This window comes from Corynebacterium pilosum DSM 20521 = CIP 103422, from assembly GCF_000373805.1.
Taxonomy (GTDB): Bacteria; Actinomycetota; Actinomycetes; order Mycobacteriales; family Mycobacteriaceae; genus Corynebacterium; species Corynebacterium pilosum.
The window spans coordinates 1-13897 of the sequence record NZ_KB892455.1 but is presented as its reverse complement, the minus strand read 5'-3'; the positions used below and the strand labels follow the sequence as shown (position 1 = coordinate 13897).

Here is a 13897-nt window from a genome sequence, read left to right as displayed (position 1 = left end):
CTCAGTCTAATACTCGATTCTAAAGGTGTGCTTTAGTAACCGCGCTTGATCCACTCCTCCAAGTGCGGGGCCTCGTCACCGATGGTGGTGTGGTCGCCGTGACCGGTGCGAACCACGGTCTCTGCGGGGAGGTCCAGGACGGACTTCTGCAGGGACTCGATGATGGTGTCGAAGCTGGAATAGCTACGGCCGGTCGCGCCCGGGCCACCTTGGAAGAGGGTGTCACCGGAGAACAGCTCGGCCGCCTCAGGAACGTACAACACGCAGGAGCCTGGCGAGTGGCCTGGGGTGCTCAGCACCTTGATGTCGGTACCAGCGATCTGGAAGGTCTGGCCGTCCTCGAGGTCGCGGTAGTTCAGGCCCTTGTTGGTCTCCTCCCACAGCATGGAATCGGCCGGGTGGAGGTAGATGGGGGCGTCGACAAGCTCGGTCAGGCGTGGAGCTGCGTCGATGTGGTCGTTGTGACCGTGGGTGGCGATGATGCCCTTGACCTTGCGGTCGCCCACGGCGGCAGCGATGGCGTCGGCGTCGTGGGCCGCGTCAATGATGAACACCTCGGAGTCATCGCCGACGATCCACACGTTGTTGTCTACGTCCCATTCGCCACCGTCGAGCTTGAACTTTCCGGAGGTTACTACGTTGTCAATACGAAAAGTCATTATTTGAACTCCACTACGCTACGCAGGACATCGCCCTGCTTCATCTTTGCAAAGGACTCTTCCACGTCGTTGATTCCGATGCGCTCGGAAACGAACTCGCCCAGCGGGAAACGGTCCTGCAGGTGCAGGTCAACGTACATCGGGAAGTCGCGCTCTGGCAGGCAGTCGCCGTACCAGGCTGGCTTGATGGAGCCGCCGCGCGAGTACACGTCGATGGCAGGCAGCTGAATCTCGCTGGTCTGGTTTGGTACGCCCACCATGACCATGCGGCCTGCGTGGTCGCGAGAGTAGAAGGCCTGGCGCCAGGTGGGGATGATTCCCACGGCGTCGATGGTGACGTCGGCACCGAAGCCGTCGGTCAGCTCGCGAACCTTGTCGACGATCTCCTGCTCCTCCATGTCCTTGGAGGCAATCGCGTGGGTTGCGCCGAAGGTGTCGACGGCCGCCTTGGTCTTACGCTCATCGAGGTCGATCGCAATAATCGTGGTGGCACCAGCCAGCTTCGCACCGGCGATCGCTGCCAAGCCGACACCGCCGAGTCCGAAGACAGCGACGGATTCACCCTTCTGGATATCACCGGTATTCACGGCGGCGCCAACGCCCGCCATGATGCCGCAGCCGAGCAGGCCTGCCGCTGCAGGGTCTTCCTCAGGGTTCACCTTGGTGCACTGGCCCTCATGGACCAGGGTCTTCTCGGCGAAGGAGCCGATTCCGAGCGCTGCGGTCAGCTCGGTGCCATCCTCCAAGGTCATCGGCTTCGAGGCGTTATGGGTGTTAAAGCAGTTATTCGTGTCGCCCTTGCGGCAGGCACGGCACTCGCCGCACACAGCACGCCAGTTCAGTACGACGAAGTCGCCGACCTCGACGTGGGTGACAGCCTCGCCGACCTTATCGACGACACCAGCCGTCTCGTGGCCAAGCAGGAAGGGGTAGTCGTCGGCAATGTCCCCGTCGCGGTAGGCGAGGTCAGTGTGGCATACGCCGGTAGCCTGGACCTTCACGACGACGTCGTTCGGGCCTGGCTCCGGGATCACAATGTTGGTTACTTCTACATCGGCGCCCTTTTCGCGGGCGATTACTCCTTGAACAGTTTCGGTCATGTAACCAGGCTAACGATTTTCGTCAAGCCGCGCTTAACGAAAATCAAGCCCATCTTGTTACAGCCGCTGGCCGTATCCGTACTGGTAGACGTTGCCGTCGCGGTCGACGTAGGCGTAGTCTTCGCCCAAGAACTTGCCGGGCACGTCGCGCGGCGAATCCGCGAAGGCAGCAACATCGCGCGGGAAGGAGAACGCGAGCTCACCCTTCGGGCCGCCGTCCACCCCACACAACGCTTCGAGGATCGCCTTGGGTGAGGAATCGAACGTAGCGACGAGCGCTGCCGCGTTCGGTTCGATCTCCTCCAGCAGCCACGGGTTAGTGATGTTGAGCAGCGTCATCGTCGGCACGGTGCGCTGGATCTCGATCACGCGGTCCATGTCGATCTGGTTATCGCGCGGATCGATGGAAAGCGGCTGGTCTTCTTTATCGTCAGTAAACAGCGCGATTTCAGGCCGGGCCCACACGATGGCAAGATCGGCATCCTCCGGCTTATCGACGAAGGTCGCCTGCGGAAACGCCTCACGAACAGCGGCGGCGAAGCGCTCATCGGCGAGCTCGGGCTTGGTGCGCGCAGTAACCCAGGTGTAAATCTTCTGGCTGGTCTCAGGGTTCAGCGGCAGAAGGTCTGCGTTGCCGCGCAGCAGGGTGACAGAATCGCGCTGGGCGCTGTGGCCGGCTTCGGCGACAGCCTGGCTACCGATCACTTCCGCAGCTGCGTCCTCGTCGACGAAGGGATCGTCGAAAAGCCCAAGCTCGAAGATTTCTACCAGCAGGCGCGTGACGGACTCGTCGACGTTGAGGCCAGCAGCGATCGCCTCGCGCACGGCGGACGGGTCGGACACGTCGGAGAAGATGTCCACGCCCGCATTCACGGCGGCGGCGATGCGCTCGGGCTGGGTCTTGTCCTCCACGCCCCAAGGCATCGCGTCCAGAACACCCGAGTCAGAGTTGACGTAGCCGGCATGGCCGAGCTGTCCACGCAGGATATCGGTGATCATCGTCTTGTTGAACGCGAAAGCGACTTCCTCGAACTGGGTACCCTCAGACTGCCAGAACTGGCGCGGCAGCTGGTCAGCGGACTGATTCACCGGCACCGCGTAGTACGGCATGATCGACGAGGCCCCCGCTTCGATCGCCGCCTGGAAAGGTGGCATGTGGTAGGTGTACAGCGCATCCTCGGTGGGATAGTTATTGAACTTGCCCCAGGCAAAGTGCGGGTCGTGGCCATCTTCGCGCACGCCGCCACCAGGGAAGTGCTTCACCGTGCACGCCACGCCGTCGATGGCACGGCCGTTCTCAGTCTCACGCACCTGCTGCAGGCCGCGGACGGTGGCGGTGACATAATCGGCGACCACCTGCGGGTCCTCGCCGAAGGTGTTGACGAAACGTGCCCACCGCGGCTCGGACGCCACATCGGCCATGTAGCCGTAGACCTTGTGGATACCACCGGCACGCCACTCAGCGGCGGCACCAGCAGCAAGCTTTTCGACGCGGTCTGCGTCCCTCAAGCCAGCCAGGCCAAGTTCGGACGGCCAGCCCGAGAACACCCCGGATGTGTCCTTATCGCCGAAGGCTGGGACCACAGAGAAGATGTTCAACGGGTTGGCGGCAAAAACTGCCGGGATGCCCAGGCGGGAGCTTTCCGCGATCTCTTGGACCGCATTGGTCCACACGGCGAGGTCGCGGGCGGGCAGGTTATCGCGATAGATGAAGAAGCGCTGGTGGCGTTCATTGATGGACGTGTCCGTCGCTGGGCCTAGCAGCATCGGCTCCGGATATTCCAGGCCGGTCATCGGGTGTTTATCTGCCCAAAAGTCTTCGTCGTGAAGCACTTTGCCTTCCTCGGCGTTGGGAAGGAAGGCGGAGTTGCCTGGGTAGTGCGAGCCGATGATCATCAGGCCCGCCTTTTCCTCGTCGGTCATGCGCGCGACGAGGTCTTCTGCGCGTTCGCGGGGGCTGAGGCGCCAGTCCTCGTAGGGGGTCAGCTGACCGTCACCGTCGAGGTCCTTAAATTCTAGGCCGTCGACGGTGATGATGTTTTTGGTGCGGGCGGACAGGGTGCGCTGGTTCTGAGTAGTCATACTTTAAGTGTACGGCTAAGAAGCAGCGACTTTCTGGGCTTTTCGCCTAGGAGCGAGCCACGATCCCGCCGACGTAGTTGTGACCACGCTGGGTGAAGTGGAATGGCATATTGCCTCCGCCCGCGTAGAAATCAACGACACCAGGCCACATCCGCAGGTGGTCAGGCGCGCACATGTGGTTGTTGCGGGTAGCAGGCTTCAGGTCGACAAACTGGGTGCCGGTGGCGCGTGCTGCGTCGACAAGCATCCACTGCCCCAGGTTTTCCCACTCGGTGATCTTCGCCAGCGGGGTGACGTCGTGCATGTTCGGGCCGACGTGGAAGAGACAGACGTTGCCGCGGCCGTCGGAAATCTGCGGGTAGCCGACGAACTGGATGCGCGCGTTTGGCGCGTGGGCGCGGATGCGGTCCACCTGTGGGCGCATGTAGTTGACGAAGTCACGGCGGACGTCTGCGTGTGGGCGGCCGTCGTTGTTATAGGTGTCGTTGAAACCTACCGAGATCAGCACGCGGCGGGTGTCGTGGTTCAGGCCCCTGCTATCGATCGCGCGGTTGACCTGGGAAGCCAGCTTCGGCCCCTGGGAAATGGTGACGGTACCGGTGCAGGAGTAGTCGTGCGCAGCCAGGCCGAGCTGGCGCGCAGCGACCTTGCCGAAGTTGTTATTGGAGGTTGGGCACCAGGTAGTCACGTTGGAGGAACCGCGGGCGTCAAGGCCAAGCTTGCCTGCAGCCCACTGCTCTAGCGGCGGGTCGGCCACCCACGAGTCACCGAAGATGACCATGTTGCCGTTCTGCGCCTGGGCGCTAGGAACGGCGGGGCCGGCCACCATCGTGATTGCGGCGAGCATCGTGGCGGCTATGGAGGCCACGAGTGCGGTGACCTTTCGGCGGGTGGCGTGGATCAGCATGCGGCCTGCTTTCTTTCAACTTTCTTCAAATTCGTGAGGGTTTCATCACGTTGCGATTCCCTGAACACCTTAAGCGCGAAGCGCCCTCGTCGCAAACGTTCCACTTCGACAACTCTGGCAACTTATGCAACTCTATCCCCAGTCATTGCCCATGTCGTGCCTATCGGTATTGTGGGCGAAATAATAGCAACATGCAACGTTTCCGCCCCCTCTGTCGATATATCCCAACGTAAACAGAATTGTTACAGCCTCTTAAGGATGTCCATGTCACCACTGCCACTTCTAGGAAAGATCGCCTTTAACGCGCAGGCGTTGGCCAAATTTGTCCCCGCTGTCATCCGCTCCGGCATCGTCGGCGCCGAAGGCGGGCCTTTAGGCGCTGCAACACTGCCAGCAACGCTAGCCCGCTACTGGTTCACCACCGCCCGGGAGATCGAGCAGGGGGCCGCCCAAACGCCGCACCGCAACGCGCTTATCGACGACGACGGCGTGCTCACCTACGCCCAGATGCGCGACCAGGCCCAAATCCTGGCCAAGTGGTTCCTCGACGTGAAAAAGCGCGAGGGCTTTGACGAACTGCACATCGGCGTGATGGCCCGCAACGGCCGCGGCATTCTGCTACCCATGACGGCCAAGGGGTATGCCGGCGCGCACCTTTACCTGCTAAATGTGGGATCCTCACCCGAACAGATTTTGGGCATCATCGAAGAAAACACGATTAATGTGCTCATCGTCGATGATGAATTTTCCCACGTCATCCCGCACGACTATCCCGGTCTGACAGTGGCCTATGCGCACGTCGAAAAGCGTCATGATGATTACCCAGCCCTGGCTGAACTCATCGCGCACAGCGATACCGACACCAAGCTGCCTGCCATGCCGAAGCATGGCTATATCGTCTTGATGAGCTCCGGGACCACGGGAATCCCTAAGGGCATCCTGCGCCCAGAGCCGAAGCTGCCGCTGGTTCTGGCCGGCCTGCTGGAGAAGATTCCGTGGAAGGCCGGCATGACGGTGCAGATGAGCGCGTCTATGTTCCACACCTGGGGCTGGTCGGCCACCAACATCGCCTTCGGCGCGCGCAACACCGTGGTGACCATGCGTAACTACGATCCAGTGCGCGTGTTCGAGCAGCTCGAGGGATTCAAGTGCGACGCGCATGTCTCCTCCCCCATTTTCTTCAAGCAGCTGCTTGAGTTGGAGGATAACCAGAAATATGACACGTCCCGCCTGAAATTCATCGCCTCTGCCGGTCACGCGCTGACGCCGGAGATCGTCAAGCGAGTCGTCGACCGCTTCGGTCCGATCCTGTGCAATATCTACGGCTCAACCGAGCTCACCCTGGCTGCCGCCGCATCCGGTGCCGAGGTCGCCGCCGACCCCACCGTCGCCGGCCACGTGTCCTCCGGCACAATCCTGAAGCTTTACGACGACAACGACCAAGAAGTCCCCCAGGGCAAAGTCGGCCGCATCTTCCTGAACAACTCCACCTCACTGATCGGCTACTCCAACCCGAACACGCCGATGGTGAAAATCGACAACCTGATCGAGATGGGCGACTTAGGCTACTTCGATGCCGACGGCCGCCTCCACGTGGTCGGGCGCGCCGACGACATGATCATCGTCGGCGGCGAAAACGTCTACCCCGCCTCCGTATCCGATGTACTGGAATCCATGCCGGGCGTCGCCGACCTTTACGCAGGTGGCGTCGACGACGAAGAGACCTTCGCCCGCATCGCTGTGTGGATCGTGCGTTCCGACGACGACGCCGGCCGCAAACTGACCAGCGACAAGGTGCGCCAGTACGTCTTCGACAACCTAGCCAGCCACTCCGTTCCCCGCGACGTCAACTTCGTCGACGAACTGCCCCGCAACGCCGTGGGCAAGGTCGTGCCCCGCTTCCTACCGGAGTCCGTGCCCGGCGCGTAGGGGGTGCGTGGGTCGCTTGCCCCGTCCCAGCGACCGTCCCTACCGCAAACACCTGAACCTAGAATGTTGGAACTGGGGCCCAAAACGCTATCAGGCCCCGAAAAGCGCCCTGTTCCAACAGTTCAGTTTCAGCAGTTTGACCGACAGCGGGGCGCAAGACGAGAAACCCCCAGGCTAAACACTGTTTAACCTGGGGGTTTGGTGGAGCCGCCTGCGAGAATCGAACTCGCGACCTTTTCATTACGAGTGAAACGCTCTACCGACTGAGCTAAGGCGGCCTGCACTGCGCGCAACCATGGCTGCGCAAATCGTGCGCCAATCAGCTTAACCTACCGTTAGCGAAACCGGAAAACGGCAGGTCATTTCACGCGGCAGGCCTGTCTGATCGCCCCGATCATGCCATTAAACGCAATGGTCGGGGTGACTGATTGGCTGAGGTGTGTACGGCATTTCGCGATTGCATCCTGGCACGCCACCAGCCCTTCGACGGACACTCGTTGACCGATGTCACGCGCGAGCCCTTCAAAGTCGGGGTGGGTCAGCCCCACATTCGCGCCCGTCTTCACCATCAGTGCGTCTCGGTAGACGCCTGCAAAATCCACGAGGGCGAGGTCCAACACGTCGCGCTTACGACGAGTACTCCTAGCCTTCTGACGATCCTCCAGCTCCTTCACCGTGCCAGCCGCCCCACGCAAAGCCTTCGCCGCCCCTTTGCCCTTCGCTCCCATGCCCAGGGCTTGCTCAAGCTTCTCACGTTCTTGCTCGTCGGCATCGGCATAGGAGTCCACCGCTTCCTTATTCACGGCCTTGAGCAGATTACCGACGGCCTGGAACGCTTGGTCACCGTGAAAGATGAGCTCGGCGAGGTTGATCACCTGTGCGCGTCGCTGTTGAATCGAGGGGTCCCGCACTAGGGCCCGCGCGCGCCCGACGTGGTGGAGGGAGGTGGCGGCGGCGAGTTTCGCGTCGGACTGTGTGGCACCTTCTTCTTGGGTCAAAATGCGCACGATCTCACCAGTGGACGGCGCCGGGATATACAGGTGTCTGCACCGCGAGCGCAGGGTTTGTGAGAAGTCCTCTGGGTCGGTGGAGGGCGCGCACATGATGATCACGGTGGACGCTGGTGGTTCCTCTACGGTTTTCAGCATGGCGTCGGCGGCCTCGGGGGTTAGGCGATCCGCGTCTTCGATGATGATCACCCGCCACGGGGCAATCGTCGGCAAGCGTGCTGCTTGCGCAACCATCTCGTCGACCGTGTCCTTCGAAATGGACAATTCTTTGGGCACGATGTGCACGATGTCCGTGTGCGATCCGCCAAAGGCATCGCGGCAGCCGTCGCACACCCCGCACCCGATTTCTTGAGGGTCGGTGCACACAAGGGCAGCGGCAAAAGCGACAGCGGTCGTCGAACGCCCGGCACCGGGTGGGCCGGTAAACAGCCAAGAGTGGGTCATGGCACGCGGATCGACGCGCGTTTCGGCGCCTACTCCGGACGCTGCCCGCGCAGCAGCGGCGGCGGACAGAACTGTGTCGCGGACCTTGGGGCTGTCCGCGAGTCGGGCCGAAACACTACGATTGATCACTCCACTACCCTACTGCATACCGCGCGGGGCAAATGACCGATAGAGTAATACACCATGAACCGTTTGTGGCAAGGATTGAAGTGGCTATTGGGCACCTCGTGGCCGTTGTATGCTGCAAATCTCCTGGCCACGAATCTGGTGGGCGCGATCGCGATTATGTTGTTCGTGCGCTACCTCATCCCCATGCCCGAAGTGCTTACCTTCGCGTCGGAAGCATCGAGCTTAGCGACGATCGGCATTGTCTATGTTGTCCTCGCCGTACTGGTGGGCATCCTCGCTACCCTGTTTATGCTGCGGCCGGTGTTTGACTGGCAGAGGCATCCCGACGAACACGATCCCAATATGGTGCGTAACCTGGTGATGCGAGTGCCCATCCGGCAGACTGTGGTGGTTGTGGTGGTGTGGGTGGTTGGCATCATCATCGCGGTGGCGGCCAGCGGCCGCGTCAGTGGGCGGTTAGCTCTTGTCGTGGGCTTTTCGACGTCGCTGGCCTGCCTTGTCGTAGCGCTCTTGACGTACCTGCAGGCCGAGCGACTGGTCCGCCCCGTGGCCGTGACCGCGCTGGCGCGCCGTTTTGAGGATTCCACCTTGGAACCCCCGATCAAATACCGGCTGTATATGACGTGGATGATGACTTCCGCGGTGCCCCTGATCGGGATCGTGCTGTTGCTGTGGGCGCAGCGCGCTGGCTACTTCACCGGAAATGCGGGTGAGCTCATGCCGGCAATCGTGGCGCTGGCTGTTGCAGCTCTCCTGACAGGATTTGTGGGCATGGCGTTTGCGATCTCGTCGGTAGTCGATCCGATCCATGAGCTCCATCTGGCCATCAATCGTGTGCGACGCGGCGAAAACGATACTCAGGTGGATATTTACGACGGCTCTGAACTTGGTGTGCTGCAGGCTGGGTTTAACGAGATGATGCGTGGCTTGAGCGAACGTCAGCGCGTCCGCGATATTTTCGGCCGCTACGTGGGCACCGAGGTAGCCCAGCGCGCTCTGGAAGAAAAGCCGGAGTTGGGTGGCGAGGACCGCAAGGTCGCCGTGCTGTTTATCGATGTCATCGGGTCCACCACCTTCGCCGTGAACCACACTCCCGAGCAAGTTGTGGAAGCGTTGAATGAGTTCTTTGAGATTGTCGTCGACGTGGTCCACCGCAACCGCGGCGTGATCAATAAGTTCCAGGGCGACGCGGCCCTCGCAGTGTTCGGTGCCCCGGCCAACTTGAACGACGCCACTTCCCACGCTCTGCAGGCCGCCCGCGAACTACGCACTGAGCTGCGCGGACTGGAACTACAGGCGGGCATTGGTGTGGCCGCCGGGCACGTGGTCGCTGGCCATATCGGCGGGCATGACCGTTTCGAATACACCGTGATCGGCGACGCCGTGAACTCCGCCGCTCGTCTTACCGACATGGCCAAGGACACCCCAGGCCGCGTGCTCACTAACGCCGCTACCCTGCGCGGCGCCAACGAAGTAGAAAAGGCTCGCTGGACCTTGATGAAGTCCATCGAGCTGCGCGGCCGCCACAAGATGACCCAACTGGCCCGCCCGGTGCGCTCCACGATGGCGGACCGCTACTAGGTTTTCGGCATTTATCCAGAAATATGTGCCCGTATCTAAAAAATTAGATACGGGCACATATTTTTAGATAAACGCCGAGAATTGACCACTCGCCCAGACCGCAACGACAAACCGATATAGTCCTCGGCCCATAGTGCGACTAGCTTATTGAAAACGTTTTGGTATCTCGCACTATGTAGGGAGGACTATATCGGTTTGTGAAAAGGCGGTAGCGGGGCGAGCGAAAAGCCGAAAGAACGGACCCTACTCAGTCACGCCATCGACCAGCAGCATCGCACCTACGCTGGTTGCGCCCAGAGTGAGGCCCTCAAGCATGCCGATCCAGAAGTTGTGTTTCTTATCCTTCAGCAGCGTATTGCGCACTAGGCGCAGTCCCTCACCTGCCAGCATCAGGTTGGCACCGTGGCTGATGCCACCTTCGGCGGTGGTGCGGCGGCGGAAACGTTCGTCGTCGGCAAGCGCTGCGGTAGCAACGGCGGCGGTCCCACCGAGTGCTACAGCAGGCACCAGCGCACGGTTCTTCCAGGCAGCCAGCCCAACACCGGCGGCCACAATCGCCCCGCCGACCGCGGCACCGCGCGCGCTCACCGCAGCCCGCTTGTCCGTAAGACGTGTGATGAAACCAGCATGCTGCCCCACGACAGCAGCGACACCCAGGCCAGAGGACTTCGTCGGCACGCGAACCTGCTCATAGGCCGCGACACCACCGGAGAGGGTTGCGCCGGTCAGGGCAGCCTTTTGGTCCTTGCTTAACGACGAGCGCAGCGCCTCGCCGGCCAGCAGGGGAAGGATGGCGGGCTCGAAAATCCGCGACGCGGTGTCCTTGTTCAGCACCCGCAGCCAGCAGGCGATCTCACCGACGGTGAGGAACGCGATGCGCTCCGGGCGCTTCAAGGCTTTCCGGAGACGTCATTATCGCCCAGCATCTTCAGCGGTGGCTTCGCGGCAGCGCGGCCGCGACGCTTCGGTTCGGCATAAATGCGGCGGGCCTCGTCAAGAGTGATCTCGAAGATCTGCTCCTCGTTGGCCAACGAACGCGAGTCCGAGCCCTTCTTCAGGTACGGGCCGTAGCGTCCGTTCTGGGCAGTGATCATTTCGCCGTCGGCGGGGTCTTCGCCCACCTCGCGTGGCAGGCTGAGCAGCTTCAGAGCTTCCTCAAGGGTGACTGTCGCAGACTCCATCGAGTCGAACAGGGAGGCCGTCTTTGGCTTCAGCTTCTCATCAACGTACTCGGTGATGCGCTTTTCCTTCTGCTTGGCGGCAGTCTTGGTCTCCCAGTTTTTGGCCCTCATGCCATCGGCGGCACGCTGCTCGTCTTCGGCCTTGCGCTCTTGGGCGACGATCTCCTCGGCTTCAGCTTCGGCCTTTTCGCGCTCGTCGTCACGCACAACCTCGGTGATATAGGGGCCGTAGCGTCCCTCGCGCGCCACTACCATGCGGCCGTTGTCTGGGTTTTCACCCAGCTCGCGCCCGGACTGCGGGGTGGCGAACAACTTCTCCGCCATTTTCAGGGTGACCTCGTCCGGCGTTGCCGATTCCGGCAGGTTAGCGCGCTGGTATTCGGGCTCGCCTTCAGAATCCACACCGACCTGGCGCTCTAAGTACGGCCCGTAGCGGCCCACGCGCACGTTAACGGCGCGGCCCTCAGAGTCGTCGAAAAGCTTCAAAGAATTCACGGCGCGCGCGTCGATGGACTCCAGGTTGGACTCGATCAGCGACTTCAACCCGCCGCGGCGTGCGACGGACTCTGCGGTGGAATCGTCAGCATCCGCATCGCCGAAGTAGAACCCGTTGAGCCAGTCGGTGCGGTCTTCGTTGCCGGCCGCGATCTCGTCGAGTTCATCCTCCATTGAGGAGGTGAAATCGTAGTCCACCAGCGTGTCGAAGTTATTTTCCAGCAGCCCGACCACAGAAAACGCCACCCAGCTGGGCACCAAGGCGTTGCCGCGGACGAAGACGTAGCCGCGGTCCTGGATGGTCTTGATGATCGACGCGTACGTCGACGGGCGACCAATGCCCAAGTCCTCCATCTTCTTCACCAGGCTGGCTTCGGTGTAACGGGCCGGCGGGTTCGTGGAGTGGCCGTCTGCGGTGATCTTCTGCGCGGTCAGCGCGTCGCCCTTCGCCAGCTGTGGCAGGTGGGATTCCCTCGAATCCTGCGAGTCCGAGTAAGCACGCAACCAGCCCGGGAAGGTGATCGTGCGGCCGGTCGCGCTGAATTCCGCGACCTCTCCGGTCGTCGCCGTGCCGGACACGGTCACCTTCATGGAGGTACCCTTCGCATCCGCCATCTGGGATGCCACGGTGCGCTGCCAAATCAGTTCATACAGCTTGAATTCTTCGGCGTCGAGCTGACCTGCCAGTTGGCCTGGGGTGGAGAAACGCTCGCCTGCCGGGCGGATCGCCTCGTGCGCTTCCTGTGAGTTCTTCACCTTACGGTCATAGGTGCGTGGCGACGAGGACACGTAGTTATCGCCGTACAGTTCCGTGGCCGCTCGTCGTGCAGCGCTCAAGCCCTGCTTCGACAAGGAGGTGGAGTCCGTACGCATATAGGTAATGTGGCCGTTTTCGTAGAGGCGCTGCGCGATGCGCATCGTGCGCGCCGACGTAAAGTGCAGCTTGCGGCCCGCCTCCTGCTGCAGCGTCGAGGTCATAAACGGCGCGTAGGGCCGGCGCGTGTACGGCTTCTCCTCGACCGAAGCGACGCTCATGTCGGCCTTGTCTAGGGCCTCAGCCAGCTTTTCCGCCGCCTGCTTATCGACGACGTACACGTCCTTCGTCTTCAGCTGGCCCCGATCGTCGAAGTCGCGACCTTGTGCGACGCGCTTGCCATCAACGGCTGTGAGCTTGGCATCGAACTCGTTGGGCTGGTGACCTGCAGAAGTTTCTCTGGCCAGCTGGTTGAGGGTGGCGGTCAGATCCCAATACTCAGCGGAGATGAACGCCATGCGCTCGCGTTCCCGCTCGACGATCACGCGGGTGGCAACGGACTGCACGCGCCCCGCCGACAGGCGTGGCATGACCTTCTTCCACAGCACCGGGGAGACCTCGTAGCCATAGAGGCGGTCTAGGATGCGGCGGGTTTCTTGGGCGTCGACAAGATCGGTGTCTAGCTCGCGGGTGTTCTCCGCGGCCTCCTTGATGGCGGACTCGGTGATCTCGTTAAACACCATCCGCTCGACCGGCACCTTCGGCTTCAGCGTTTCCAGCAGGTGCCAGGCAATAGCCTCGCCCTCACGGTCCGGGTCTGTTGCCAGCAGCAGTTTGTCTGCCTGCTTCAGTTTGGACCGGAGGTCAGACACCTTTTTCTTCTTGTCTGGGCTGACCACATAGATTGGCTCGAAGTCTTTTTCTGGGTTTACGCCCAGCTTGGCCCACGGTTCCTTTTTGTACTTATCGGGGATGTCAGCCGCGCGCCCGGGAAGGTCACGAATATGCCCCACTGAGGCTTCGACAATATAGTCGTCGCCCAAGTAGTTCTGGATTTTCTTCGCCTTTGTCTGCGACTCGACGATGACCAGGGTCTTACCTGATCCGCTTCCATCCGCCACGATGCGTGTACCTCAATTCCTTAGGTCTAAACCTTAGTGCCTTACTGTATGCAAAACTGTTTGCAAAAAGTCACAATTCGGATAACACCTTATATTAATGCGCCTGTCCCGAAACCTAGCACGTTTGTTCGTCGATAAGCGACTACACAAAACTGTGCTTGTATTTGTTGACCATAACACTGCCTGACTTTGCAATTGCACGCCGCACAAAAACAAATCTTCCAATAGAGTTTCTATCAAGGTTTGAACCGTCACGGGTTTCTTGCCGCCTTCCGATAAGGAAGGATCACCAGCATGAAAAAGTCCTACGACCCCGAGTTCAAGACCCGGGCCGTCCGGATGGTCCAGCAGCACCGCGAGGACTACCGATCACTGACCGCCACCTGCACCGCCATCGGTAATGAGCTCGGGGTATCCCGGGAAACCCTGCGCAACTGGGTCCGGCAGGCCGAGGTCGACGCCGGCACCGCCCCCGGTGTCACCACCGAGGAAAACGAGGAAATGG

The 13897-nt window shown here is 61.2% G+C and carries 10 protein-coding genes and 1 tRNA gene; 3 read left to right on the top strand and 8 right to left on the bottom strand.

All coding sequences use genetic code 11. The features are described 5' to 3' along the window. Window positions 1-32: 32 nt before the first annotated feature. Genes B097_RS0106930 through B097_RS0106915 form a run of 4 tightly spaced genes read right to left on the bottom strand, consistent with a single transcriptional unit; the run spans window position 33 to window position 4748 of the window. The gene (locus B097_RS0106930; protein ID WP_018581812.1) at window positions 33-659 is read right to left on the bottom strand and encodes an MBL fold metallo-hydrolase; all 627 of its coding nucleotides are present in this window, start codon (window positions 657-659) and stop codon (window positions 33-35) included. Then, window positions 659-1759 carry an S-(hydroxymethyl)mycothiol dehydrogenase gene (locus B097_RS0106925; RefSeq protein ID WP_018581811.1) on the bottom strand — a complete coding sequence of 367 codons (1101 nt, stop codon included), beginning with the start codon at window positions 1757-1759 and terminating at the stop codon, window positions 659-661. The genes B097_RS0106930 and B097_RS0106925 overlap by 1 nt, the downstream gene beginning before the upstream one ends. Window positions 1760-1816: 57 nt before the next feature. Further along, window positions 1817-3841: a glycoside hydrolase family 3 protein gene (locus B097_RS0106920; RefSeq protein ID WP_018581810.1), complete on the bottom strand. Its 2025-nt coding sequence runs from the start codon at window positions 3839-3841 to the stop codon at window positions 1817-1819. A 46-nt stretch (window positions 3842-3887) separates the two neighbouring features. After that, window positions 3888-4748, bottom strand: a complete 861-nt coding sequence (locus B097_RS0106915) for a GDSL-type esterase/lipase family protein (protein WP_018581809.1) — start codon at window positions 4746-4748, stop codon at window positions 3888-3890. Window positions 4749-5012: 264 nt separating this feature from the next. Between B097_RS0106915 and B097_RS0106910 the strand changes: the two genes are divergently transcribed. Then, window positions 5013-6677 carry an AMP-binding protein gene (locus B097_RS0106910; RefSeq protein ID WP_018581808.1) on the top strand — a complete coding sequence of 555 codons (1665 nt, stop codon included), beginning with the start codon at window positions 5013-5015 and terminating at the stop codon, window positions 6675-6677. A 202-nt stretch (window positions 6678-6879) separates the two neighbouring features. On the opposite strand, the gene B097_RS0106905 is transcribed toward B097_RS0106910, so the two are convergent. Both B097_RS0106905 and B097_RS0106900 read right to left on the bottom strand, forming a co-directional pair. Further along, a tRNA-Thr gene (locus tag B097_RS0106905) sits at window positions 6880-6955 on the bottom strand. An 81-nt stretch (window positions 6956-7036) separates the two neighbouring features. Continuing rightward, on the bottom strand, window positions 7037-8260 hold the full coding sequence (locus B097_RS0106900; RefSeq protein WP_018581807.1) for a DNA polymerase III subunit delta': 1224 nt from the start codon (window positions 8258-8260) through the stop codon (window positions 7037-7039). A 54-nt stretch (window positions 8261-8314) separates the two neighbouring features. On the opposite strand from B097_RS0106900, the gene B097_RS0106895 reads away from it, so the two are divergent. Then, entirely contained in the window at window positions 8315-9841 is a 1527-nt protein-coding gene (locus B097_RS0106895) for an adenylate/guanylate cyclase domain-containing protein (protein WP_018581806.1), read from the top strand. Window positions 9842-10084: 243 nt separating this feature from the next. On the opposite strand, the gene B097_RS0106890 is transcribed toward B097_RS0106895, so the two are convergent. Together B097_RS0106890 and topA are read right to left on the bottom strand one after the other, a co-directional pair. After that, the gene (locus B097_RS0106890; protein ID WP_018581805.1) at window positions 10085-10735 is read right to left on the bottom strand and encodes a hypothetical protein; all 651 of its coding nucleotides are present in this window, start codon (window positions 10733-10735) and stop codon (window positions 10085-10087) included. Beyond that, on the bottom strand, window positions 10732-13392 hold the full coding sequence (topA, locus tag B097_RS0106885) for a type I DNA topoisomerase (protein ID WP_018581804.1): 2661 nt from the start codon (window positions 13390-13392) through the stop codon (window positions 10732-10734). The genes B097_RS0106890 and topA overlap by 4 nt, the downstream gene beginning before the upstream one ends. A gap of 294 nt (window positions 13393-13686) precedes the next feature. Between topA and B097_RS12665 the strand changes: the two genes are divergently transcribed. Continuing rightward, on the top strand, window positions 13687-13897 hold a 211-nt coding region (locus B097_RS12665), incomplete at its 3' end, for a transposase (RefSeq protein WP_018581803.1).

Coding starts and splice junctions, on each gene's coding strand:
- B097_RS0106910 (WP_018581808.1), top strand. CDS start 5,013: ATGTCACCACTGCCACTTCTAGGAAAGATCGCCTTTAACGCGCAGGCG.
- B097_RS0106925 (WP_018581811.1), bottom strand. CDS start 1,759: ATGACCGAAACTGTTCAAGGAGTAATCGCCCGCGAAAAGGGCGCCGAT.
- B097_RS0106920 (WP_018581810.1), bottom strand. CDS start 3,841: ATGACTACTCAGAACCAGCGCACCCTGTCCGCCCGCACCAAAAACATC.
- B097_RS0106895 (WP_018581806.1), top strand. CDS start 8,315: ATGAACCGTTTGTGGCAAGGATTGAAGTGGCTATTGGGCACCTCGTGG.
- B097_RS0106930 (WP_018581812.1), bottom strand. CDS start 659: ATGACTTTTCGTATTGACAACGTAGTAACCTCCGGAAAGTTCAAGCTC.
- B097_RS0106915 (WP_018581809.1), bottom strand. CDS start 4,748: ATGCTGATCCACGCCACCCGCCGAAAGGTCACCGCACTCGTGGCCTCC.